The sequence below is a fragment of the uncultured Gemella sp. genome (assembly GCF_963525875.1).
Taxonomy (GTDB): Bacteria; Bacillota; Bacilli; order Staphylococcales; family Gemellaceae; genus Gemella.
This window is the reverse complement of record NZ_CAURMG010000007.1, coordinates 1-25,910: the sequence shown is the minus strand read 5'-3', so window position 1 is coordinate 25,910 and position 25,910 is coordinate 1. Positions and strand designations below refer to the sequence as shown.

Here is a 25,910-nt window from a genome sequence, read left to right as displayed (position 1 = left end):
TACTTATCTCCTTAGTCGTCTTATAGTTGATAATGTAATTTTTCTACCAAATAAGTACTTATCAAATTTCATTTTACTTATACTAAAGAAGTAAACTAGCATTCCAAAAATGGTACAGATAGAAATTAGTATCATACTAGAAATTTTAGATTCAATAACAAAATTAGATGCTATTGATTCATATATAGCTGCAACCGTGATAAACATAATGAAACAACTGCTTAATAGTATTATTAACCTTAATAAAAATTCAACAATTTTTAGTTTAACTTCTCTATTTATTATAAACAAGTTAATTATTATCATTACAACATACGTTGCTATAGAAGAAAAAATCACACCATTAGTTTCAAATAACATTACAAATGGAGTAATTGTTAAATACTTTACAACTAGACCAATAGAAATTGCGATAAGATTTAATAATTGTTTATTTACAGCTTGCATTATAATACTAGTTAAACTATATATAGAATATAAAACTGCCAGAGGTAAATAAAACCTCAGTAAGTCAGCATTAATTGAACTCCTACTATAAAATGCAGAATATATAGGATCCGCCAACACATACATACCAACTAAAGCAGGTAATACTATCATCATCAAAGATAAAATAACTTTGTTAATTTGACTACTAACTGTAACTCTATCGCCTTGAGCATATAGTCTTGTAATAGATGGTAAAAAAGTACTAGAAAAAGCCGGAGCTATAGCAACTGCTATCATAACAACCTTATTAACTAATTGCAAAGCTGAAAACCTTCCGTCTACGATGTCTGCTTTCCCAATTTTAGTCATACCGTGTATAAAATTATGTTGATCAATTATGTTCAATATTGGAAATAATCCCACTATAAAAATAAATGGAATTGAAACTGAGAAAAACTCCTTTACTAAATCAAATGTAGAAATATCTATTTCAATCTCATCTTTTTCTTTATTGAAATCTAAATCACCTTTAAATTTAGTATAAAAAAAGAAGAGCGTAATTAAAGAAAATACAGCACCTATTGCTGCTGCAAAAGTTGCACTAACATTCCCTTCGACTACTCCATATCCCAAAATTCTCATAATAAAATATGTAGCACCAAGCATAAACGCAATACGAGCGACTTGTTCTATAAATTGACTAAGTGCAGATGGTAACATTATCTCATGACCTTGAAATAGTCCTCTAATACCAGCTGAAACTAAAACTAATGGAATTCCAAAGCTTAGGCTTTTTAAAACTAGTGCACCTTCTTGTGGGGTGAATTTTTGTTGATTACTTATTAAAATTTGTTCTGAAATGATTCCAGAACCAAAAAATAAGATACAAAATCCTAAAATCCCCATCACAACCAATAACCACGAGCCTAGCTTATAAATTCTTCTACTTACACTATATGCACCAATCGCATTATATTTAGCAACTAATTTTGCAATTGCTAAAGGTGTTCCCGCTCCAGATATTTCCAAAATAGTCGCATAATAACTATATCCATAATTGAAAAGCGCCATTTGTTCTTCTCCACCTATTATTTGATAAAATGGAATAAGATACACAGCACCTAAAACCTTTGTCAAAATCAAACTTATACTAAGTATTGCAGTCCCTTTAAACAAAGAATCTTTTTTCAAAATTTTCACATCCAAATCTTTTATTTAATTGTATTTTTTATAAGTATAAAAATTGATAGCAATATACTAATGCAGCAACAAAACTGTACGCAGCCACCAATTTCAATACTTTATCCATACGTCTTCTTTTTATTTTGTTGTTAGCCACTAATACTATATATGAACCTAATAAGAGAACAAATGTAATAACAAACACAACAACAGATAAAAATATCGCCATACTATCATCCTTTCTTTTTTATATTAACTATTATTTTATCACGATTTCAAAAAATTTTAAACATTCTTTAATGTATTATACAAAAAAACTTTATAATGTATACAACTAGATTTACATAATTTTTAAAATGTAAGATTTTATGACATGCACTTTATTTTCTCTATTAATTTTGTTATTATACTATATAGATATAAAATTTTTTTATTTCACAAAATCTAAACAGAGAGGTACGAGTATGGGATTCAAAGAATTACAAAAAAATCTTCCAGTTTTTTCTATAAGTGTAGTAACAAAAATTACACAACTTACTGCACGTCAAATTAGATACTATGAAGAAAAAAAACTCTTTACTCCAAAACGTACTGAAGGTAATACTAGACTATTTTCATTTAATGATATAGATAAACTTTTAACAATAAAAGACTTACTTACTAAAGGTTTTAGTTTGAAAGCAATCGATGAGATTATTAATGAAAAAGAAGTTTCTGCTGAAACTACTCAAATTAGACAAATTATCCATAACGATATTTTTGCAGGTCCTAGTGGTTTACCTAGAGAACGCTCTATTGGACGTGGTGACTTATCAAGATTTTATAACAATAAAAAAAATAAATTTTAATGTTAGATTTTTTCACAAAAATAAGGAGACGACATGGCTAAAACTATTACTAGAGAAGAGATTATTAAAACAATCAAAGAAGAAAACGTTAAATATATCAGACTTCAATTTACTGATATTACAGGAACAATTAAAAACGTTGAAGTTCCAGTAAGTCAGATTGATAAAGTATTAGATAATAATATGATGTTTGATGGTTCATCGATTGAAGGTTTCGTAAGAATTGAAGAGAGCGATATGTATCTTTATCCAGATTTAAACACTTTCTTAGTGTTTTCATGGGATAGTGAATACGGTAAAGTAGCTCGTTTCATCTGTGACGTATATACTGCTGATAGAAAACCATTTGCTGGAGATCCTCGTGGTAATTTAAAACGTACACTTGAAAGAATGAATAAACTAGGATTCGATACATTAAACCTAGGACCAGAACCAGAATTTTTCTTATTCCGACTAAAAGAAAATGGTGAACCTAGTTTAGAATTAAATGATAACGGTGGTTATTTCGACCTTGCCCCTGTAGATTTAGGTGAAAATGTACGTCGTGATATCGTACTTGAATTAGAGCGTTTAGGCTTTGATATTGAAGCTAGTCATCACGAAGTTGCTCCAGGTCAACATGAAATTGATTTTAAATACGATGACGTAGTTTCTGCCTGCGATAATATTCAAACATTTAAACTAATCGTTAAAACAATAGCACGTAAACATGGGCTACATGCTACATTTATGCCAAAACCTATCTTTGGTATAAATGGATCAGGAATGCACTGTAACGTATCTCTATTCAGAAAAGATGAAAACAGTTTCTACGATGAGAATAGTGATAATGGTCTAAGCGAAGTTGCATCACAATTTATAGCGGGTATTTTAAAACATGCTCGTAGTTTTACTGCCATATGTAATCCAACAGTTAACTCGTATAAACGTCTAGTTCCAGGTTACGAAGCTCCATGTTATGTAGCATGGTCTACTTCTAATCGTTCACCTCTAGTACGTATCCCAGCTGCTCGTGGTAAATCTACTCGTGTAGAAGTTCGATCAGTAGATCCGGCTGCAAATCCATATTTAGCTATGTCAACTATCTTAGCAGCAGGTTTAGATGGAATCGAAAATAAATTAACTCCAGCAGCTGAAGTAAGAAGTAATATTTATGTCATGACACGTGAAGAAAGAATTGCAAATGACATCGATGAATTACCTTCAACTCTTTACACTGCACTAAAAGAACTATCAGCTTCTCCTATTATGAAAGAAGCTCTTGGAGATCATATTTTCTATAACTTTATCGAAGCTAAGTCAATAGAATGGGATTCATTTAGAACTCAAGTTACCGATTGGGAAATTGAGCAATATTTAAAAAATTATTAATTACAAAAAACAAGGATGAACTAAAATTCGAGTTCATCCTTATTTTTTATGATATAAAAAAGACTATAGAGATTAATTCTATAGCCCTTTTTACGTATTAGTATTTTGATAATAATTCTACTAATGCTTCTTTTGGTTGGTATCCAGTTTTTTCTTCTAGTACTTCACCATTTTTCATGATCAGTAGTGTAGGAATTGACATAATTCCAAATTCACCGGCAGCTTCTTGATTTTCATCAACATTAACTTTGTAGAATTCAATATTAGTTAATTCATTAGAAACTTCTTCTAATACAGGTGCTAACATTTTACATGGACCGCACCATGGTGCCCAAAAGTCAAATACTTTTACGCTATCAGTTTTTGATAGTTCAAAAAATTCTTTATCTGTGATTTCTCTCATTGTTTCAATCTCCTTTAAAACTTATAAATTTATTTTATAATATCACAAAGTAATATTCAAATATTTTGTCTTACTTAATTTTTCTACATCATTGGCATTTGTGGTTGCATAGGTTCATCTTTTGAAACATCAGCTACAACCGCTTCTGTCGATAAGAATAAACTTGATACACTCGCCGCATTTTGTAATGCCGAACGCGTAACTTTCGTTGGATCTACAATCCCAGCTTTTATCATATCAACCCATTCTTCAGTAGCAGCATTGAATCCATACCCTACTTCTACTTCTTTTAATTTAGCAACAATAACACTACTTTCTAATCCAGCATTTTCGGCTATTTGGCGAACTGGAGCTTCAAGTGCCTTTTTAATAATATTAATTCCAGTTTGTTCATCACCAGTTGCTTCAAGTTTTTCAACTTCAGAAATTACTTGAACAAGTGCTGTTCCACCACCAGGAACTATACCTTCTTCTACTGCAGCTCTAGTTGAATTTAAAGCATCTTCAATACGAAGTTTTCTTTCTTTCAATTCCGTCTCTGTTGCAGCACCAACTTTAATTACAGCAACTCCACCTGATAATTTAGCTAATCTTTCTTGTAATTTTTCACGGTCAAATTCAGAACTTGATTCTGCATAAAGTGCTTTAATTTGTTGTGTTCTAGTTTCAATTTTTTCTTTGTCACCTTTACCACCAACTATAACGGTATTATCTTTAGTAACATTAACTTTAGAAGCTTTACCTAACATTGCAATATTAGCATCTTTCAAATCTAAACCTAAGTCATCTGTAATAAGTGTTCCACCTGTTAAAATGGCTATATCTTCAAGAATTGCTTTTCTTCTTTCTCCAAACCCAGGAGCTTTTACTGCTACAACATTAAATGTACCGCGAAGTTTATTGACAACAAGTGTAGCAACAGCCTCTTGTTCAACATCATCTGCTATAATCAACAATGGTTTTGCTGCAGCCACTACTTCTTCTAATACAGGTAAAATCTCTTGAACTGCACTAATTTTTTTATCAGTGACAAGAACATATGGATTATCCAAGTCAGCAACCATTTTTTCTGTATCACTTACCATATACGGTGATAGATATCCTCTATCAAACTGCATACCTTCTACAACTTCTAAAGTAGTATCTAATGCTTGAGATTCTTCAATAGTTATAACACCATCGTTACCTACTTTATCCATTGCTTCTGAAATGAATTTTCCTATTTCTTCGTCAGCAGCAGAAATAGCTCCTACTTGTGCTATTTTATCTTTAGAATCTACTGTTACACTAATCTCACGAAGACGTTCTACAGCAACTTTTACCGCTCTTTCCATACCTTTTCTTATACCGATTGGATTAGCCCCACTTGTAACATTTTTTAATCCTTCCGTTATCATAGCTTGAGCTAAAATAGTTGCGGTAGTTGTACCATCTCCTGCTATTTCATTCGTTTTATTAGCAACTTCAGCCACTAATTTTGCCCCCATATTTTCATATGGGTCTTCTAATTCTATTTCCTTGGCAATAGATACACCATCATTTGTTATTAGTGGTGATCCAAATTTTCTATCTAATACAACATTTCTTCCTTTTGGTCCTAATGTTATTTTTACAGCATTTGCCAATTTATCTACACCAACTTTCATAGATTGGCGAGCATCTTCTGAAAATTTTAATTCTTTTACCATGTTTCCTCCTATTCTTCAATAACAGCAAGAACTTCTTCTTCATTTACTAAGAAGTATTCTTCGTTTTTAAAACTTACTTTTTTATATTTATCTGAAAATACTACTTTACTTCCAGCAGTCAGTTCACCTTCATTATCTTTAGATAATAAGCAACTTTCTCCTAAAGCAACTACTATTGCAATATTTGAAACTTCTTCTTTTGAAGCTAATACTATCCCACTAGTTGTTGCTTTCTCCTCTTCTACTTTTTTTAATAGAACATTGTCAAATAATGGTTTAATCATATCAATAACCTCTTATAAAAATTTTCTTTATATTTATTTTATTATCTTCTGAAATATATAATAAAACAAAAGTCAAAAAAAGTCAAATTATAAAATTCAGAAATTAATATATAATAGTATTCAGTAAAATTTCTAAATAAATATTTCACAAAATTGTTTATAACAAGAAACATATTTCCTCACCTAATAAAACGATAACACAGGCTTTCTTATGATTTTTTATAATCATATTATTTTTATATTTTAGCATTATGTGTTATAATACTATTTGTATAATCATACAATAGTAATTATACGATATAATTTTAATATTGACATAGGAGGAAAATACATGAAATATGTAGTTGTTGGAACATCTCACTTCGGTTACGAAGCTGTTCAAACTATTTTAAAAAACGAACCTAACGCTGAAATTCACTTATACGAAAGAGGCGCTGGGGCGTCATTTATGGGTTGAGGTAGCCAATCTTATTTAGATGGGACATCTAAAGCGTTATCTGAACTACACTTTGCAACAGAGGAGTCTTACCGTTCACAAGGTATTAACATCCACTGTAACAGCGATGTTGTAGGATTAAACTCAAAAGAAAAATATGTTGTTGTTAAAACACCAGCTGGTGAAGAAAAACAATCTTACGATAAATTATTATTAAGTCCTGGTGGAGTTGCAGTTAAACCTCCATTTGAAGGAATTGAATTAGAAAATATCCACACTTTCCGTGGGCCAGAAGATACTCAAGCTGTATACGATTGTATGCAAAACAGTAAAAAAGCTGTTGTAGTTGGTGGTGGTTACATCGGTCTTGAAGTTGCAGAATCTTATGCAAAACACGGTATAGATGTAACAATCGTTGACTTCGCACCAAGAATTTTAAATACATATTTAGACCAAGAACTTACTGATATTCTTACAGAAGAAGGTGCTAAACATAACCTTAAAGTTCGTGGTGGAGAAAAAGTTCTTTCATTCAAAGGTGAAAATGGAAAAGTTACTGCTGTAGTAACAGATAAAGGTGAATACGAAGCAGATACTGTTATTGTTTCTGTAGGTGTTTGTCCAGATGCATCTTGGTTAAGTGAAGAATTAGAAATGACAGAACGTGGTTTTGTTGTTACAAACGAATACTTAGAAACATCTGCTAAAGATGTATATGCTGGTGGAGACTCTACTCTTCTTCCATACGCTCCAACTCGTGGAGAATTACCAATAGCTCTTGCTACTTTAGCTCGCCGTCAAGGTGTAGTTGCTGCATTAAACGCTATGGGTACTAAAACTAAAATGCCTGCGGTAAACGGTACTTCTGCATTATCATTCTTTGATTACAAATTTGTAAGTACTGGATTATCTCAAAACGGTGTTTGCCTATACGATGGTAAAGTAGCTTCTAAATATGTAGAAGAAAGAATTTATCCAGACTTCATGAGAAAAGAAAATAATCTGGTTCACATGAAGATTTATTTTGACGAAGATACTCACAGAGTTCTAGGAGCTCAATTTATGTCTAAACATGACGTATCTAGTGCTATCGCAGCTTTATCTATAGCTATCGCATCAGAGTGGACATTAGAACAATTAGCACTTGCTGATATATTCTTCCAACCAGAATTTGACCGTCCATGGCACTTCATTAACGTACTTGCTATGGCAGCTCTAGACTACAAACTAGGTGGAGCAGATAAATTACTATTCTAGTAAAATGAAAAAAGTTCGCAGAAAAATTTCTGCGAACTTTTTTATTCGGATTTTAAAGTAAATCTTTGGAATTATAAACTATATATCCTTCATAATAATAACTTGCATCAAGCCCCTTCATGTAAATCTCCCTATCATTAATTTCACTTATAAGTGCAGCTCTTAATACATGTTTAATTTCTATATCTCTAATTGGACTGCGTTGCATTGCTAATAAATAATCCTCTTTATCAATCTTATTCCAATCAATTACCTTTTGAATTTTATTCTTTAGTATATGATCTAACCACAATCGTGTAGCGCGACCATTACCTTCACGAAAAGGATGGGCTATATTCATTTCAACATATTTTTCTACTATCTCTTCAAAAGTACCTTGCGGCATTTCATCAATATGTTTTAAAGAAGAATCTAAAAACATAACAGGCGCAAAACGAAAATCCCCTTTTGCTATATTAACATTTCTTACTTTTCCTGCAAAATCATAAATTTCTTCAAATAAACATTTATGTATAAAGGCTAAGGTAGAGAATTTACCTACTTCTTTATTTTTTAGTACCTCATCTGTAAATAATTTAATAGCTTTTTTCTTACTAAGACGTTCTTCTTCACGTGCTAAAACAGAGCTTTCTGTTATACCTAGTTTATTTTCAAGTACCATAGTTCCCCTTTTAAAATGTATTTCAGTATTATCATAATCTATTATATATAACATTTCTTCTCTTTACAATAGTTTCACTATATTTTTTAAAAAAACCTACACAAGCTACTCTTAGCCTGTGTAGGTTTTAAATTTTATTCTGAAATTACTTGATCTAAATTTGATACTATTCTCGCTCTTCCCTGTACTTTAAAGTTTACGATATTATCAAAAATATTTAGAATAATAACTTCTCCCTTATTTAGTATCTCTAGAGCTTCTTCATTATTCGTCTTTTTCGTAATTACTCTTACATTATCAACTTCAGCTCTAATAATAATATAGCTACTTTCTTTCATAATCTACTCCTGTTAATACTATAACTTAATTTTATATTGAATGTCCTTAACTAATTCTGTATCTTCTAAGAAAATACCAGTTTTCTTACTAGTCACTGTTTTTGATCCAATTTTCTTAATTCCACGCATAGCCATACACATATGCTCAGCTTCAATAATTACATACACACCTTTTGGTTGTAGTTGTTCTTCGATTGCATTGACTAGCATTAGTGTCATATCTTCTTGAATTTGAAGTCTGCGACTAGCACTCTCTACAAGACGAGCTAATTTACTAAGCCCTGTTATTTTCTTATTATTTGGAACGTAAGCTATGTGACATACTCCATAGAACGGTAACATATGGTGTTCACATAGAGAATAGAACTGAATGTCCTTTACTAAAATGGGCTCGTCATTATCTGATTCAAAAAACGTATTAATTTCCTCTTTCGGATCTACATTTGTTTTAGATAATAACTCTTCATACATTTTTACACATCTTTTTGGTGTGTCTAGTAATCCAGCTCTTGAAGTATCTTCGCCGATATTTTCTAATAGTGTTTTTATAAGTTCTTGTGATTGTTCTTTATTTTTCAAAACTATCCTCCATTTTTATAAAAAAAAGAGCTACTAAGTAGTAACTCCTCTTTTTTGAATTAAATTGTTATTATTTAACTGCGTCTTTAAGAGCTTTACCAGCTTTGAAAGCAGGAACTTTGCTTGCAGCGATTTCAATAACTTCGTTAGTTTGAGGGTTGCGTCCTTTACGAGCAGCTCTTTCTCTAACTTCAAAGTTACCAAATCCAATAATTTGGATTTTTTCACCTTTAGCTAAAGTTTCTTCAACTGTTTCTACGAATGCTTCGATAGCTGCAGTTGCTTGTTTTTTTTGTAGTCCTGATTTCTCAGCAACTTTTGAAATTAATTCTGATTTATTCATTAATTCTTTACCTCCATTATTGAGTAACGGTTCTACCGTTTCACTTATTAAATATTACCACATAAATCGCTAATAATCAAGGTTTTATTAACGAATTTTAAAGTTTTTTAGTATTTTTTCTATATTTTTATTATTAATTTTGATTTTTATAGTTTAATTTATAATACGTAAACTCATTTTATTCAAATTTGTTTAATTCTTCAGCCGCCATTTTATTCATTAAATTGTTAACACAATCTTTAATACTTAAGCCTTCATATAAAACTTTATATATATTCTCAGTGATTGGCATATAAACATCATATTCCTTTGATAAGAAATAGCAAACTTTTGTTGTTCTTACTCCTTCAGCTACCATATCCAGTTTTTCTATAGCTTCATCAAGAGTATAGCCTTGACCAATTAAATAACCACAATTATAGTTTCTTGAATGTTTAGATGTACAGGTTACTACTAAATCACCTATTCCACCTAGACCTAAAAAAGTCATTTCATCAGCACCTAGCTTCTTGCCTAATCGTGTTATTTCGATTAATCCACGTGTCAATAACGCCGCTTTTGCATTATCTCCATAAGACATTCCATCAATCATACCACAACCAAGTGCAATTATATTTTTAAGAGCTCCACCTACTTCGACACCCACTATGTCTTTATTAACATAAATTCTAAAGTATTTATTGTGGAAAATATCCTGAGCCACTTTATTTAATTCTTCGTTTTTAGATGCAATAGCAACCACCGTAGGATTTCTTAAAATTAATTCCTCTGCATGAGAAGGTCCACTAAGTACACCAACACCTTTTAACTTATCCCCATCAATCTCATCAGCTATAACTTCTGACATTCTCTTATTAGTTTCCATCTCTAACCCTTTAGATACATGGATAATAAACTTAGGGCTATCTAAATAATTATTTATATCCCTTGCCACATCCCTCATCACTTTAGTAGGAACAGCTATAACTATTACATCTGCAAATTCGACAGCTTCTTTTAAATTACTCGTTGCCACGACCTCTTCTGGTAAAACAGCATTTTTTAAATACCTACTATTTGTATGATTTTCATTTATTTCATCCCTTGTTTTTTCACTTCGCGAATATAAGCGCAATTCATGACCATTATCTACTACTGCTTGAGATAAAGCAGTTCCCCAACTTCCCGAACCTATCACAGATATTTTCATCATTCTGTCCTCACTAAAAATTATTCTTTATTTAATTATATCAAATTTTCTAAAATTATACATTAATTTTAATTATAAGTATCATAGCTTATTCTCTAAAATTCATTTTAAAATACTCAACAATTTTTACTTTACTATTATTTTCTTAAAAACTATGATATAATTTAATTATAATAATAAAGGAGGTAATTTTATGAATTGGTTTGAAATTACTCTAATCGATGGAAATCGTGGATTAATTAACTTAAATAATATCGTGGATATTTGGAAAGAACTAAACGCTGAATATGCGACGATTACCCAAGTAAATGGTGATGAACTCGAAGTACCAGCTTCTGAATACGATAGACTAAAACGTGCATTAGATATGAAAGGTTACGTATTAGGAGGATTCTAGTATGGCTAGATTTTTAAAAACATTTATTACTTTACTAACAATTACAATTATTGGTTTTGGTCTATATTATTACTTTAATAACAATTCTACTGATGATAATAAAGTAGATGACAAAACTAATATAGAAAATACAGTAAAAAATGAAGCAGGATCTCAAGAAAATATTGAGGGAACTGTCGTTGCCAAACGTAGTACTGAAAACAATTAATTTTGTGAAAGGATAATACTATGAAAAATAATACTATAAAAAAAATTACAAGTATATTTCTTACTTCTGCATTAATTTTCTCTACAATTAGTGCATCAAGTGTTAGTCTAATTGAGGCTAAAGGAACATCAGCAAGACCAAGTGCTCCGAGACCTAGTTCTAAACCTAGTACATCTAAGCCATCAAGCACTAACTCTAGTTCAAAACCTGCTGCTTCTACATCAAGCAGTAAACCAACTACAAATACTACAAAAAACTTTACAAAAAACTTTACAAAAAACTCAGGCGGTTCATATAACAAAGATTACAATAGCTACAATAATCAAGGCTATAAAAAACAATATACAGATTATATAAATAATAATTATAGAAGTAGTGGTTTCTTCTCAGGTAGCAACATTACTAATATGTTACTATGGTATACATTATTTAATTCAGCAACCTCACATAATCATATCCATGCTAGCGATCAACAAAAAGAATTAGTAGATAATGTAAAAGACTCAAAAGTTCCTGTATATATGTTAGAAATTAAGACTAAAGATGGAGAAACAAAATACGTATCTGTTACTAAAGAACAGTACGAAAAAGTTAAAGAAGGAGATAACATCTCTTTAAAAGACGGTAACTTAGAAATTAAAAATTAATAATAATTAATCTTGTCCAAGAGTATTCGTATACTCTTGGATATTTTTTATTTAACCATATCTTACAAAAAAACTTTCGAAATAGTTTCCTATCTCGAAAGTTCCTTTAAATTTTATTCTTCTGAATATTTAGCTTTACGAGCTGCTTTTTCACGAGCTGCTTTATCTAACTCTTTTTTACGTAGACGAATTGACTCTGGAGTTACCTCTAGGTATTCATCATCACTTAGGTATTCAAGACTTTCTTCTAAAGTCATAATACGAGCTTTTTTAAGTGTTACTGTTTGGTCTTTAGTAGAAGAACGTACGTTTGTTTGAGCTTTTGCTTTAGTAATGTTTACTGTTAAGTCATTCTCACGGCTATTTTCTCCAACAATCATACCACCATATACATCAGTACCTGGTTCAATAAATACTGTTCCACGATCTTCTAAACTTGAAATTGAATATGCTGTAGCTTGACCATTTTCTAATGCTACTAGTACCCCATTACGACGCCCACCAACACGTCCTTTTTGCATTGGTTGGTATGAATCGAATGTGTGGTTAATAATACCATATCCTTTAGTCATAGACATGAATTCTGTAGAATATCCAATAAGCCCACGAGCTGGTACATTGAAGATAAGACGTGTTTGTCCATTTCCATCGGCTTGCATATCGACCATATCACCTTTTCGTTGACCTAATGATTCAATTACTGCACCGACACTTTCATCTGGTACATCAACTTGAACACGTTCAACTGGTTCACAGTCAACTCCGTCAATGTTACGGATAATTACTTCTGGTTTAGATACTTGAAGCTCAAATCCTTCACGACGTAAGTTTTCGATAAGAATGGATAAATGTAGTTCTCCACGTCCACTAACAACCCAAGAATCACTTGTATTAGGTTCAACACGTAAAGAAACGTCAGTTTCTAATTGTTGCATTAATCTATCTTCTAATTTACGAGCCGTAACAAATTTACCTTCTTTACCTGCAAATGGTGAGTTATTTACTAAGAAAGTCATTTGAAGTGTTGGCTCATCAATGTGAAGTACTGGTAATGCTTCTTGATGATCTGTTGGACATACAGTTTCCCCAACGTTAATATCATCCATACCACTTACTGCAACGATATCACCAGCAAAAGCTTCTTGAATTTCTTCACGTTTTAATCCAAAATAACCAAAAATCTTAGTTACACGGAAGTTCTTCACTGTTCCGTCAAGTTTCATAAGAGATACTGATTCTCCCACTTTCATACTTCCACGGAACACACGTCCAATACCAATACGCCCAACATAGTCATTATAGTCTAATAATGCTACTTGGAATTGAAGTGGTTCATCTCTATTATCTTTTGGTGCTGGAACATAATCAATTACTGTTTCATATAAACATTGCATGTTTTCTTCTTGAGCACTTGGATCACTCTCTAATGAAGCTGTTCCATTAATAGCTGAAGCATAAACAACTGGGAATTCAAGTTGTTCATCATTTGCACCTAATTCGATAAATAAATCGATAACTTCATCTACTACTTCTTCTGGTCTTGCAGAGTCTTTATCAATTTTGTTAACAACAACAATTGGTTTTAAGTTTTGCTCTAAAGCTTTTTTTAGAACGAAACGTGTTTGAGGCATTGTTCCTTCATAAGCGTCTACTACTAAAAGAACACCATCTACCATTTTCATAATACGTTCTACTTCTCCACCAAAGTCTGCGTGCCCTGGTGTATCTAAAATGTTAATTCTTTTACCTTTATAGTCGATTGCTGTATTTTTTGCTAAGATAGTTATCCCACGTTCTCTCTCTAAATCGTTAGAGTCCATGGCTCTTTCTTCTACGTGTTCATTTGAACGGAAAATTCCTGATTGTTTTAATAATTCATCAACCAGTGTAGTTTTACCGTGGTCAACGTGAGCTATAATAGCAATATTTCTAACATCATCTCTTAATTGTACTGACATTTTTTTCTCCTTGTTCTTACTATGTAAAATATATATAATTTTCAATTCATATAATATTAAATCTAACTTATCAATAATACCATTATTTTTCTATATTGTAAACAAATATACTAACGAAAAGGTCTTATTTTTAAATATTTTTTCATCTTTACTTTGGATAAAGAAAAGAAGACCGAGACTAACTCGATCTTCTTTGAAATTTTTTCTATTATGGGTGTACAGGAATCATCCATCCAAGTAGTCCAGTAGATTGAAGTGCGATAATAGCACACACAATAATTAATAGGATGAAACTGTGTTTAACTGTGAATTTCAATAAATCTGGTTCTTTTCCTACTAATCCTACCGCTGCTGCTGCAACTGCGATAGATTGTGGAGAAATCATTTTACCTACTACTCCTCCAGACGCGTTAGCTGCTACAGCTAATAATGGGTCCATTCCTACTTTACTTGCTGTAACTTGTTGTAGTTTAGCAAATAGTAAGTTAGCCGATGTATCAGAACCAGTAATAAATACCCCAATCCATCCAAGAGCTGGTGATAAGACTTTAAATGCTCCACCTGTTGCTGCTAAAGCATACCCTAAAGTATTTGACATACCAGATGCGTTCATGATATATGCAAATCCTACAACGAATGAGATTGTTAATAATGCAATTTTTACTTCACTGAATGTTTGAACAAAAGTTGCTCCTGCATCTTTCCAACTAATTTTAATAATAAATTTAGAGATTAATGCTGCCACTAAAATTGCTGTACCAATTGAACCTACTAGGTCAAGTTTGAATACTGCTGCAATTTCTTTTCCTGATACTGAACTAATAATATTATTGTGGATAAATGGTACCTTCGGATTTAAAGCAATTGTTTTGAAGAATGCTTTAGAAGATTTCATTGTCCAAATGAAGATAACAAATGTTAATACAACGAATGGTGACCATGCTACTAATACTTCTTTTAAACTGTGTTTTGGATGTGCTGTATTTTCATCAACTTCTTTTTCATCAGCAAATCTCCAAGTAGTTTTTGGTTTCCAGAATTGAAGTAAAATAACCATTGATACTAATGATACTAATGATGAAAGAATGTCAGGTAATTGTTCTCCCATAAAGTTAGAACTTACGAATTGTGCTACCGCAAATGATCCACCTGATACTAGTAATGCAGGCCATACTTCTAATGTTTTCTTGAATCCAGCCATGATTAATACTAAGTAGAATGGAATAAAGATAGACACTAGAGGTAATTGACGTCCGATCATTGCTGCGATTTCAGCTGCTGCTATAGGTGATCCATTAGCGTAAGTTGTTAATCCGTCCATTGCTGTAACAGGTGCTCCTACAGCTCCGAATGCTACCGGTGCAGTGTTGGCAATTAAACACACACCAGCTGCATAAAGTGGTCTAAATCCTAAACCTACTAATAATGAGGCTGTAATTGCTACTGGTGCACCAAATCCTGCTGCTCCTTCTAAGAAAGCCCCGAATGAGAATGCAATGATTAATGCTTGGATACGACGGTCATCAGTTAATGATGTGATACTATCTCTGATAATGTCGAAGTGACCAGTTTTAACTGTCATTTTGTATAAGAATACTGATGTTAAGATAATCCAACCGATAGGCATAACACCGTATACCATACCATGTAACGTTGAAAATGCTGCGAATTGGAATGGCATTTTAAAGAATAAAATTGCAATTACAATCGCTACTAATAAAGTTAATAAACCTGTCAGCCAACCTTTAACTTTTAATCCTGCAAGTGCTACTAAGTAAAACACAATAGGAATTAATGCAACAAGTGCAGAAATATATAAATTATCAGCCACAGGCTGTAATAACTGAGTGAATTTTTCCATGAATACACTTCTCCTTTGTATAAATATATTTTGTTTGGTTTGTGAAAATCTATTGTCATAAATATAAAAGTTATATATTAACTAGTAATCAAATATTGAAAAAAATCGACCTTATTTAATCTATGAATAAATCCTTAACTTCACATTTTCAGATATATAACAGTTTTTCATCTGTGTTATTTTCTTCTATTAGACCATGTGAACTTGTTAATATTTGATAGTATTTATTTAATGATTTTCTTGTTTACATTAAATATTGTAGCACGCTTTCATTTAAATGTAAAGCGTTTTTTTAGTTATTTTTGCAACATTCTTAAAAAATCCCTTTATATCAAAGGAAAAAGGATATATTTTTTTGAAAAAACATCCCTCATTTTTTTATAACAGTTATTAAAAACTAATTTTATATTTATCATTTATTATTTAAATTAAGATTACATTAATATATATATTTAATTAATAATAAAAAAAATACACATCATATTAAAATTTTTACGATGCATATTTTTATTTATATTATAAAATAATAAATTGTTTTTTAATATTTTTGTTTATCTTTAAGCACTCTATTAATTTCCTTATTAGCTTCTTTCTGCTTTAATACATGACGTTTATCATAGTTTTTCTTACCTTTTGCAATACCTATTAATAGCTTTGCATAACCATTTTTAATATAAAGTTTCAACGGAACAATACTCATTCCAATTTCATTTTGGATACTACTCAGTAAGGCAATTTGTTTTTTCTTTAATAATAATTTTCTTACTCTTAATGGCTCATGATTAAATCTATTTCCTTCTTCAAAATGTGAAATATGCATATTATAGACAAACATTTCCCCTAATCTTGTTTGGCAATATGAATCTTTTAAATTTATTCTTCCTCTTCTAATCGATTTAATTTCTGTACCAGTTAAAACTAATCCTGCCTCATATGTTTCTTCTATAAAATAATCATGATTAGCTTTTTTATTTTGAGCTATTACTTTGATTTCTTTATTCATAATTTCATCCTCTATTTTTTACTAATTAATGATTTGTGTTTCAATATCTTAAAGTCTATTTCTTGATTTTCTAAATCAACATTTTCTACTTTAACAATTACTTCATCACCAAGTCTGTATATTTTTTTCTTTCTTCGTCCTACCAATATCATATTTTTTTGATCATATGTATAGTAATCATCATTCATTGCTTTAATATGAACTAATCCCTCGATATTACTTCGCTCTAGAGTTACAAATACTCCAAAATTAGTAACGCTTGATATAATCCCCCTAAAAGTTTGTTCTTGATATTTAAGCATATATTCACATTTCTTCATTCTATCAACTTCTCTTTCACAGTCAACAGCTCTCTTTTCGTATTCAGAAGAACTTTCTGCTAAATCCGGTAATCTAGTAATAAAATTATCAATAGTTTCATCTAACACGTCACCATTAAATAAATATGTTCTAATCATTCGATGTACCAATAAGTCAGGATAACGTCTAATTGGTGAAGTAAAGTGTGTATAATACTTAGTAGCAAGTGCAAAGTGTCCTATGTTATTTACTGAATATCTTGCCTGATTCATAGTTCTAAGAAGAATCGTTGAAAGCATAGTTTCTACAACCTCTCCCTTAAATTTTCTAAGCATATTAGCTAGAATATAAGGTTCTATTTCCTCAATTTTACCTTTTGTTCTATAACCAAGACTTGCAGCAATATCAAAAAATTGTCTAAGTTTTTCTAGTTTAGGCTCTTCATGGATACGATAAATAAATGGTACTTGCATCCAATAAAAATGCTCTCCAATTACCTCATTAGCACTTAACATGAAATCCTCAATCAGTCTTTCAGATATACCTCTTTCACGCAGTACAATATCAACAACTTCACCTTGTTCATCTACAACCACTTTAGATTCAGGTTTATCAAAATCTATAGCACCTCTTGTTTCTCTATTAGCACGAATTTTGGTTGATAATTCTAATGCTGTCTTCAACATCGGAACGTAATCTTTATATTCTTCAATTACTTCATTATTTTCTGCGTAGACCTCATTAACTTTTTTATAAGTTAGGCGCCCTTTAGATTTGATTACTGCCGGATATATATCATAACTTTCTGGATTACCTTTACTACTAAAATCAATATCACAACAAATTGTGTATCGCAATACGTGAGGATTTAAAGAACAAATATTATTAGACAACTTCCTTGGTAACATTGGAACAACTCTATCCGCAAGATAAACACTACATCCTCTATTAGCTGCTTCTTTATCTAGCGGGCTATCTTCAGTAACATACCTACTTACATCGGCTATGAAGACCTTTAGTCTATATCCTTTTTTAGTTTTCACAACAGAAATAGCATCATCTAAGTCTTTAGCATCATCTCCATCTATTGTAACCACCATTTCATTAGTACAATCCCTATATTTATCTTCAAGCTTAATCTCTTCACTTATATTCTTAGTTTGTTCTTCTACATCTTCAGGAAATTCATGTGGAATACCGTGTTTATATATTACTGAAAGAATATCAACACCAGGATCATCTTTATGTCCTATAGATTTGATAATTATTCCTTTATGATCTTCAAAGCTAACTTTTGAATAATCTGTAATTTCTACTAATACCTTAGTTCCATCAACTAAATTGAAACTTTTTGCATTTGTTATTTTAATGTATTTTACTATATTTTTATCATCACTTTTTACAAAAGAGAAAAATTTAGCATTAGTTAGTGTACCGACTGTATACTTAGTATTTCTTTCTAAAACTTTTTGAACTACACCTTCAAGATTACGATCATCCTTATAAACACTATCAACTTTTACTAATACTACATCTCCAGTCATTGCACTTTGTGTAAATCCTTTAGGTATATACACTTCTATACCTAAATCAGCAGAATAAACAAATGCAAAACCTTTCTGATGTAATCTAATTACTCCTTCTATTTCTAATGATTCTTTAACGTAGAGAAACATTTCATTGGGAAGTTGCGTTATCGCTAGTTTTCTCTCTAATTTACCAACATTTTTTACAAGTTCCACAAAATCCTTTGCGGATTCAATGTTTAACCTTTCTTTTAAATCCTCAATACTCAATACTTTTTCTTTTTTGAATATATTTTCTATTTTTTCTAACATATAATCCTCCTTAAATTAGATTATACAACATACAATTATTTTCTATAAAAATAAACCTAAAATGAATTCCCATTTTAGGTTTACTATGTTTAGTTTATAATTTTAACCAAGTAAGACACACTAGTGATATAAAAAATATTAGTCCTAGTACTACTGTAATTCTTTGTAAAACTAATTCAGCACCTCTTACTTTTTGTTTTCCAAACAGTTCTTCTGCTCCACCAGTTAATCCAGATAAACCTCCAGATTTACTTTCTTGTAGTAATACTACTATAATTAACAGAATACTGCTCACTATTGCCATTGTCATTAAAAAAGTGTGCATACTCTCCTCCTAAAATAATCATTCGTTAATACAATACAACTTATATTACCATATTTTTTCAAAAAAAGCAAATTTATTAAATAATTTTAGTGAAGATAATTCTTCCTGAAGATGTTTGTAATACACTTTGAACTTCTACTTCAACTGTTTTTCCTACAGAACGTTTACCATTTTCTACAACTATCATTGTTCCATCTTCAGTGTAAGCTACACCTTGATTATTCTCTTTACCTTCTCTTAATACTTGAACTTTCAATCTTTCACCTGTTGTTAACATCGGCTTAACTGCATTACTTAAATCATTTACATTTAAAACTTTTATTGACTGTAATGTAGCTAGTTTGTTAAGATTGTAGTCTGTTGTGATAATTGAACATTTGTATTTTAGTGCATAATCTATTAAAAGATTATCTACTCCTTTGTGCTCATTATAGTTATATTTATTATCAATTTCAAGATCAATTTCTTTCATTTTTTGTAGCTGTTCAACACAATCTAAACCTAAACGACCCTTTGCACGTTTTAATGAATCCTCAGAATCAGAAATTAATTGAAGTTCTTTTAATACAAACTCAGGAACTATTATTTTCCCTTCTAAAAATCCTGTCTTTGCAACATCTTGAATACGAGAATCTATTAGAGCACTAGTATCTACAACCTTAGCTAAAACTTTTTTAGTTTTTGTTTTTGATTCTTTTTCCTTTGGCTTATTTCCAAATTTAAATGCTGTAAATATATTTAGAAATTCTCCTTCACGTCTATATCCCAATACTAACCCTAAATATCCAAAAACAATATAAATTACAGCTGAAATAATTCTTCCCATAATTCCAGCACCAGCAATTACATCTACTCCTGATGAAAGTAAACTGGCCAGTAATAATCCTAGAATCAATCCTATTGTTGTAAATATAATTTTTTGAATTGGTGTTTTCGATAGACGATCTTCTAGTCTTTTTAACATTGCTACAAACTTATCTGAAAATAATAAAGACATTAATACAAAAACTGTTGTAGTTCCAATTGTAACAATAACTCTTATCATCGTCTCACTCATTGATGTAAATATATTATAATATATCAATGCATTTGTCGAAAGTGTTCCTATAGTTATTCCTAGAAAAAAGGAAATAATAATTAAAACTTTTTTCAACATTAAAATCACTCCTTTTATTATTTAATTATAAATATAAAAATTATTAAAAACTCATTAATAATTTTTCGTTATATATCCAATATAAAGGGATATATAACATCTCTTCTATTTATTCTACTACATAATCCTTAAAATTAACATAAGAAAATTTGAAAAATCTAATTTTTTAAAATTTCAATTAATAATTACTACCCTAAAAGACGAATAAGGATGAGCCAAAAGACCTAAATTTTAACAAAGTGTATATAAGAACTAATAGACGCAGTAGTTTATTGATATCTAAATCCACTTTATAAAAGCTTTTTAGATATCTAATAAACTGTGCAGGGGTGACTCAACAAAATCGATTTCTCCGAAATCACGATTTTTGAGTCACTCCCATTCATCTATATTGTAGTATTAAAACACACTACTAAAAGCAATATCTAGACATTCTCTTATATCTTTTACCGGTATTATTTCAATTCCCTCTGGGAAATCAGAATTTTTCATATTTCCAATCGGGACTATTACACGTTTAAACCCATGTTTTTTTGCCTCATTGATTCGTTGCTCAATTCGACTGACTCTTCTCACTTCTCCAGTTAATCCAACCTCTCCAATAAAGCAATCATTCATATCAACAGCTATATCTTTAAAGCTTGAAGCCACTGCCATAACTACTCCTAAGTCTACTGCAGGATCATCAATCTTGACTCCACCTGATACCTTAACATAAACATCTTGTTGTTGAAGTAGATACCCCGCTTTTTTCTCCAAAACTGCCATCAATAAAATTAATTTATTGTACTCTAATCCAGTAGAAATTCTTCTTGGGTTATTAAAAGCTGTTGGAGTCGTTAGTGATTGGATCTCTACAAGAAGAGGTCTGCTTCCTTCCATAGTGCTAATTATCGTTGCTCCAGCTAAATTTTTACTACGTTCTTCTAAGAACATCTGCGAAGGATTAGCTAAATCTTCTAGCCCACTATGCTTCATCTCAAAAATTCCAATTTCATTTGTAGAACCAAAACGATTTTTTACTGCCCTAAGTATTCTATAGCTGTGTTGCCCCTCACCTTCGAAATACAAAACTGTGTCAACCATATGCTCAAGCATTCGAGGCCCTGCTATAGTTCCTTCCTTAGTCACATGTCCAACTATAAAAATTGCTATATTTAAACTCTTAGCTATTTTCATAAGCTGTTGAGTACATTCTCTTACTTGAGTAATACTTCCTGGTGAGTTTTCCATATTAGGGTTATAAATTGTTTGAATTGAGTCGATAACTAAAAACTGAGGTTTTATTTTTTTTACAACTTGATATATCAAATTTAAATCAGTTTGAGCATATACATAAAGTTCATCAGTATTGTTTTTCAATCTATCAGCTCTAATTTTCACCTGTCTAACAGATTCCTCACCAGTTACATATAATACATCATGTTCTTTTGCTAAATATGCTGATATTTGTAGAAGTAATGTAGATTTCCCAATACCTGGATCTCCTCCTAAAAGTACTAATGAACCTGCCACAACTCCTCCACCCAGAACTCTATTTAGTTCACTACTATCAGTAAGTGTTCGAGGAACATCCTGTGTAGAAACTGATTTTAATTTCCCAGCTTCTACACGTTCTGTATCATTTGTCTTAACTTCAAACTCTGTATGCTTAGAAGCCTTTTTTGCTTCGACTACTTCTTCCATAGATGCCCACTTTTTACAACTCGGACACCTTCCCATATATTTCAAACTCTGATAACCACAGGCATTACATTCATACTTTACACTAACCTTCGCCATAATTACCTCTTAGTCTTTTTCACAACGAATTGATCATTTTTGTAGTCGATATTGATAGTTCCAGTTAATTCAGGGTTTCTTAGTAATTCTTCACTTAATAAATCTTCAATATTTTTTTGAATACTACGTTTTAATGGACGAGCACCGTATTCTTTTATGCTTCCATCTTCTACAATTTTAGCCATTGCTTTTTTCGTAAGCTTAATAGTAATATTTCTGTCTTCCAATCGTTTAGATAAACCATCTATTAATAATTCAGAGATTTTTTCAAGTTCTTCTTTTTCAAGAGTCTTGAAAACAATAATATCATCTATTCTGTTTAGAAATTCTGGACGATATTGTTTTTTCAATGCTTCCATCATAGTATTTTGAACATTTTTGTAATCATTTTTAATTGATTCACTTCCACCAAAACCTACGAATTTTTGATCACTTAGTTCACTTACTCCAACATTTGAAGTCATAATTATAATAGTATTTTTGAAGTCCACTACACGACCAGAAGCATCAGTTAAACGTCCATCATCTAAAACTTGTAATAAAATATTAAATATTGATGGGTGGGCTTTTTCTATTTCATCGAATAATACTACTGAATATGGTTTTTGACGAACTTGTTCAGATAATTGCCCTGCTTCTTCATAACCTACATAACCTGGAGGAGCCCCTACAAGTCTACTAATTGAGTGTGGTTCCATATACTCACTCATGTCTATTCTTATCATATTATCTTCAGAACTAAACAATGCTTCTGATAAACTTTTTGCAAGTTCTGTTTTACCCACTCCTGTAGGTCCTAAGAAAATAAAGCTTCCTATTGGTCTATTCGGTGCTTTGAATCCACTTCTCGCTCTTCTTACCGCTTTAGCTAAACTTACTACAGCCTCATCTTGCCCAATAACACGCTTATGTAAAATCTCTTCTAATTTCAGAAGTCTCTCACTCTCAGTTTCTGTTAATTTTGTTACAGGCACACCAGTCCAAGCCGCAAGAACTTCTGCTACGTGATCAGAACTAATCTTAATTTTATCTTTAGATAAACTATCTTGCCAAGAAATTTTAAATTCTTCTATTTTGCTAATTATTTGATTTACTTCATCACGTTTTTTCGCAGCAATTTCAAATTCTTGATTAATTACCGCTCTATCTTTTTCTTTATTTAAACGACTTAGTTCATCTTCATATTCTTTTAATTTTTCAGGAGATTTATAAAATCTTAATTTAACTTTTGAACATGCTTCATCTATTAAGTCTATCGCTTTATCTGGTAGACATCTATCAGTAATATAAGTTGTACTTAATTTAACTGCCGCATCTAGTGCTTCATCTAATATTTCTACATTATGATGTTCTTCGTATTTAGGACGTAACCCTTCTAGTATTTTAATAGAATCTTCCGTGCTCGGTTCTTCTACTTTAATCGGTTGGAATCTACGTTCTAATGCGGCATCTTTTTCAAAATACTTTCTGTATTCTTCAGTTGTCGTAGCTCCAATACATTGTATCAATCCACGAGATAAGGCAGGTTTTAGGATATTTGATGCATCTGCACTACCTTCAGTTCCTCCTGCACCAATAATTGTGTGAATTTCATCAATGAATAAGATAATATCTCCAGCATCTTCTATCTCAGCAATTATGTTTTTCAATCTTTCCTCAAATTCACCACGATATTTAGTACCAGCTAATAATGTTCCCATATCAAGCACCATTACCCTTTTACCTAATAAATTACTTGGAACATTTTGAGATACTATTCTTTCAGCTAATCCTTCAACTATTGCAGTTTTACCTACCCCAGGTTCACCTATTAGAACTGGATTATTTTTTGTACGTCTATTTAAAATTTCTATCATTCTAGTAATTTCTTTATCACGTGCTAAAACAGGATCTAATTTATTATTGAATGCATCCTTTGTTAAATCTTTTGCTAATGAATTTAATGTTTTAGTTTTTGCAGAACTATCTTCTGTCATTTCTAATTTTTTAAAGCCATCAAATAATTTAGAAAGAAGTCCTTGGCTTTGTTTTAATAATTCAAATAACTCAGTGATTAATGCATTAATATTAACACCTAATTTATCGGTTAATAAACGAACAGCAGTTCCTGTCTTCTCATTCAGTAAAGATAATAATAAATGTTCACTAGTAACCACAAAACTAGATGTATCATCTGCAAACTGTTGACTTTTCTCTATAGTTCTAACAGCTCCATTCGTATAGTCTATCTTCATTAATACATTTCTATAGAAATCTGTACCTTCTAATTCTGATTCATAAAAGTCTACGACATTTTTTCTAAAATCATCATAATAAACACCATATTTATTAAGTGTTTTACATGCTAATGTATTGTTCATACTAAGCATAGCTAATAATAAATGTTCAGTTCCAACAGCCTTTACACCAAAGTCATTTGCTTCTTCTTTCGCTGACGTCAGTACCATAAGGGCAGTTTCATTAAATCTTATGTACATAACCTTATCCTCTCTTATTATATTTTATATTAGTTAGAAATCTTATTGTTAAGTCTTTTAAGTTTGATTTTGTTTTAAAAATCATCTCTTCTATACTGTTTTCATCTATATGTTCTAAAAATTGATTGTGAACAGATGTTATCGCTTCAACACTATCTATAAAATGATTATAGTCAAATTTATCTATATAATCCTTTTCAAGTAAAATTTTTGCTATTCTTATAGCTTCTTCTACCTCAATTATCTCATTATCAACCGTCTCAATTAAGTAATCAATGTAATCCTTATTAGTGTGTAAGGTTATTTTTGTTATTCTAATAAACCCTCCTCCACCTCGTTTACTTTCAATTATAAATCCATGTTCGGGAGTAAATCTTGTTTTTATTACATAATTTAATTGGGATGGTACACAGTCAAACTTTTGTGCAACATTACTTCTTTTTATAATTATATGATCTTCTGAAGCCTCATTAAATAAGCTCATAATATATTGTTCAAGAATATCTGTCATATTATTATTCATGAGGGCACCTCCTTCATTGACTAAAATTGACCTTTATCTAAATTATACTACACAAAAATTATTTTGTACATAAAAAACATTGATTTTTAAATATTTTAAATAAAAAAAGGAAGTGACTTAAAATCATAATTCTATAGAATTTGATTTTAAAAAGGCACTTCCAATAATATTATTGATGAACTAGATTTTATTATAAAATTTCAAATTTCTAGTCAATTTAGCATAGTTAAGAAAAATTCGATTTCTCTAAAAGATTTATTATTAATTATTATTTTCTTTTTTTGATTTTCTATTAAATATTAAATTCATTACAATTGATATGTACCCCTCTTACTGGACAAACCAGTGAAAGGGGTATTTTTTATGAGTTACAGTTATGAATTTAAAGTAAAATGTGTTGAGATGTATGAAAGAGGAGAATATCCAG

At 30.8% G+C, this 25,910-nt stretch carries 25 protein-coding genes; 6 read left to right on the top strand and 19 right to left on the bottom strand.

The window, feature by feature from the left end; genetic code table 11:
- Positions 1-3: 3 nt before the first annotated feature.
- The gene (locus RWQ73_RS02340; RefSeq protein ID WP_314406521.1) at positions 4-1,629 is read right to left on the bottom strand and encodes a polysaccharide biosynthesis protein; all 1,626 of its coding nucleotides are present in this window, start codon (positions 1,627-1,629) and stop codon (positions 4-6) included.
- Between the two features lie 28 nt (positions 1,630-1,657).
- On the bottom strand, positions 1,658-1,840 hold the full coding sequence (locus RWQ73_RS02335; protein WP_314406520.1) for a hypothetical protein: 183 nt from the start codon (positions 1,838-1,840) through the stop codon (positions 1,658-1,660).
- Between the two features lie 235 nt (positions 1,841-2,075).
- On the opposite strand from RWQ73_RS02335, the gene RWQ73_RS02330 reads away from it, so the two are divergent.
- Complete coding sequence (locus RWQ73_RS02330; protein WP_314083895.1) at positions 2,076-2,459, top strand: MerR family transcriptional regulator; 384 nt, start codon at positions 2,076-2,078, stop codon at positions 2,457-2,459.
- A gap of 33 nt (positions 2,460-2,492) precedes the next feature.
- Entirely contained in the window at positions 2,493-3,830 is a 1,338-nt protein-coding gene (gene glnA, locus RWQ73_RS02325; protein ID WP_314406518.1) for a type I glutamate--ammonia ligase, read from the top strand.
- A gap of 97 nt (positions 3,831-3,927) precedes the next feature.
- On the opposite strand, the gene trxA is transcribed toward glnA, so the two are convergent.
- The 3 genes from trxA to RWQ73_RS02310 form a co-directional block, all read right to left on the bottom strand.
- Positions 3,928-4,233 (bottom strand): thioredoxin, encoded by a 306-nt coding sequence (gene trxA, locus RWQ73_RS02320; RefSeq protein ID WP_102170221.1) that lies wholly within the window; start codon positions 4,231-4,233, stop codon positions 3,928-3,930.
- A gap of 83 nt (positions 4,234-4,316) precedes the next feature.
- Positions 4,317-5,921 (bottom strand): chaperonin GroEL, encoded by a 1,605-nt coding sequence (groL, locus tag RWQ73_RS02315; protein WP_314406517.1) that lies wholly within the window; start codon positions 5,919-5,921, stop codon positions 4,317-4,319.
- Positions 5,922-5,929: 8 nt separating this feature from the next.
- Positions 5,930-6,205 (bottom strand): co-chaperone GroES, encoded by a 276-nt coding sequence (locus RWQ73_RS02310; protein WP_314406516.1) that lies wholly within the window; start codon positions 6,203-6,205, stop codon positions 5,930-5,932.
- Positions 6,206-6,536: 331 nt separating this feature from the next.
- Between RWQ73_RS02310 and RWQ73_RS02305 the strand changes: the two genes are divergently transcribed.
- The gene (locus RWQ73_RS02305; protein WP_314406515.1) at positions 6,537-7,898 is read left to right on the top strand and encodes an FAD-dependent oxidoreductase; all 1,362 of its coding nucleotides are present in this window, start codon (positions 6,537-6,539) and stop codon (positions 7,896-7,898) included.
- A gap of 52 nt (positions 7,899-7,950) precedes the next feature.
- Here RWQ73_RS02305 and fic read toward each other — a convergent pair whose 3' ends face one another.
- The 5 genes from fic to RWQ73_RS02280 form a co-directional block, all read right to left on the bottom strand.
- A complete protein-coding gene (gene fic / locus RWQ73_RS02300; RefSeq protein WP_314083978.1) occupies positions 7,951-8,559 on the bottom strand; it encodes a protein adenylyltransferase Fic in 609 nt (202 codons plus the stop codon).
- Positions 8,560-8,693: 134 nt separating this feature from the next.
- Positions 8,694-8,897, bottom strand: a complete 204-nt coding sequence (mtrB, locus tag RWQ73_RS02295) for a trp RNA-binding attenuation protein MtrB (protein WP_314083906.1) — start codon at positions 8,895-8,897, stop codon at positions 8,694-8,696.
- Positions 8,898-8,915: 18 nt separating this feature from the next.
- Positions 8,916-9,476 carry a GTP cyclohydrolase I FolE gene (folE, locus tag RWQ73_RS02290; protein WP_060914163.1) on the bottom strand — a complete coding sequence of 187 codons (561 nt, stop codon included), beginning with the start codon at positions 9,474-9,476 and terminating at the stop codon, positions 8,916-8,918.
- A gap of 70 nt (positions 9,477-9,546) precedes the next feature.
- On the bottom strand, positions 9,547-9,819 hold the full coding sequence (locus tag RWQ73_RS02285; RefSeq protein ID WP_003144688.1) for an HU family DNA-binding protein: 273 nt from the start codon (positions 9,817-9,819) through the stop codon (positions 9,547-9,549).
- A 178-nt stretch (positions 9,820-9,997) separates the two neighbouring features.
- A complete protein-coding gene (locus RWQ73_RS02280) occupies positions 9,998-11,011 on the bottom strand; it encodes an NAD(P)H-dependent glycerol-3-phosphate dehydrogenase (protein WP_314406514.1) in 1,014 nt (337 codons plus the stop codon).
- Between the two features lie 190 nt (positions 11,012-11,201).
- Between RWQ73_RS02280 and RWQ73_RS02275 the strand changes: the two genes are divergently transcribed.
- From RWQ73_RS02275 to RWQ73_RS02265, 3 genes are read left to right on the top strand one after another with little or no spacing between them, the layout of a single operon-like run.
- On the top strand, positions 11,202-11,405 hold the full coding sequence (locus tag RWQ73_RS02275; RefSeq protein WP_314083913.1) for a hypothetical protein: 204 nt from the start codon (positions 11,202-11,204) through the stop codon (positions 11,403-11,405).
- A gap of 1 nt (position 11,406) precedes the next feature.
- Positions 11,407-11,613, top strand: a complete 207-nt coding sequence (locus tag RWQ73_RS02270) for a hypothetical protein (RefSeq protein ID WP_314406513.1) — start codon at positions 11,407-11,409, stop codon at positions 11,611-11,613.
- A 20-nt stretch (positions 11,614-11,633) separates the two neighbouring features.
- Positions 11,634-12,260, top strand: a complete 627-nt coding sequence (locus RWQ73_RS02265) for a hypothetical protein (RefSeq protein ID WP_314406512.1) — start codon at positions 11,634-11,636, stop codon at positions 12,258-12,260.
- Positions 12,261-12,373: 113 nt separating this feature from the next.
- Here the strand turns inward: RWQ73_RS02265 and typA are convergent, their stop codons facing one another.
- The 9 genes from typA to RWQ73_RS02220 all read right to left on the bottom strand — a co-directional run bounded on the left by typA (position 12,374) and on the right by RWQ73_RS02220 (position 25,483).
- Positions 12,374-14,218 carry a translational GTPase TypA gene (gene typA, locus RWQ73_RS02260; protein ID WP_314083920.1) on the bottom strand — a complete coding sequence of 615 codons (1,845 nt, stop codon included), beginning with the start codon at positions 14,216-14,218 and terminating at the stop codon, positions 12,374-12,376.
- A gap of 208 nt (positions 14,219-14,426) precedes the next feature.
- On the bottom strand, positions 14,427-16,079 hold the full coding sequence (locus RWQ73_RS02255; protein WP_314406511.1) for an L-lactate permease: 1,653 nt from the start codon (positions 16,077-16,079) through the stop codon (positions 14,427-14,429).
- 538 nt (positions 16,080-16,617) lie between these two features.
- A complete protein-coding gene (smpB, locus tag RWQ73_RS02250; protein WP_314406510.1) occupies positions 16,618-17,082 on the bottom strand; it encodes an SsrA-binding protein SmpB in 465 nt (154 codons plus the stop codon).
- An 11-nt stretch (positions 17,083-17,093) separates the two neighbouring features.
- Complete coding sequence (rnr, locus tag RWQ73_RS02245) at positions 17,094-19,220, bottom strand: ribonuclease R (RefSeq protein ID WP_314406509.1); 2,127 nt, start codon at positions 19,218-19,220, stop codon at positions 17,094-17,096.
- A gap of 94 nt (positions 19,221-19,314) precedes the next feature.
- Positions 19,315-19,545 (bottom strand): preprotein translocase subunit SecG, encoded by a 231-nt coding sequence (gene secG, locus RWQ73_RS02240; protein ID WP_314083927.1) that lies wholly within the window; start codon positions 19,543-19,545, stop codon positions 19,315-19,317.
- Positions 19,546-19,621: 76 nt separating this feature from the next.
- Positions 19,622-20,701, bottom strand: a complete 1,080-nt coding sequence (locus RWQ73_RS02235; protein ID WP_314083929.1) for a TRAM domain-containing protein — start codon at positions 20,699-20,701, stop codon at positions 19,622-19,624.
- Between the two features lie 399 nt (positions 20,702-21,100).
- Positions 21,101-22,483 (bottom strand): DNA repair protein RadA, encoded by a 1,383-nt coding sequence (gene radA, locus RWQ73_RS02230; protein WP_314406507.1) that lies wholly within the window; start codon positions 22,481-22,483, stop codon positions 21,101-21,103.
- 2 nt (positions 22,484-22,485) lie between these two features.
- Positions 22,486-24,960: an ATP-dependent Clp protease ATP-binding subunit gene (locus RWQ73_RS02225; RefSeq protein ID WP_314406506.1), complete on the bottom strand. Its 2,475-nt coding sequence runs from the start codon at positions 24,958-24,960 to the stop codon at positions 22,486-22,488.
- A 4-nt stretch (positions 24,961-24,964) separates the two neighbouring features.
- Positions 24,965-25,483 (bottom strand): CtsR family transcriptional regulator, encoded by a 519-nt coding sequence (locus tag RWQ73_RS02220; protein ID WP_314406505.1) that lies wholly within the window; start codon positions 25,481-25,483, stop codon positions 24,965-24,967.
- Between the last annotated feature and the right edge of the window lie 427 nt (positions 25,484-25,910).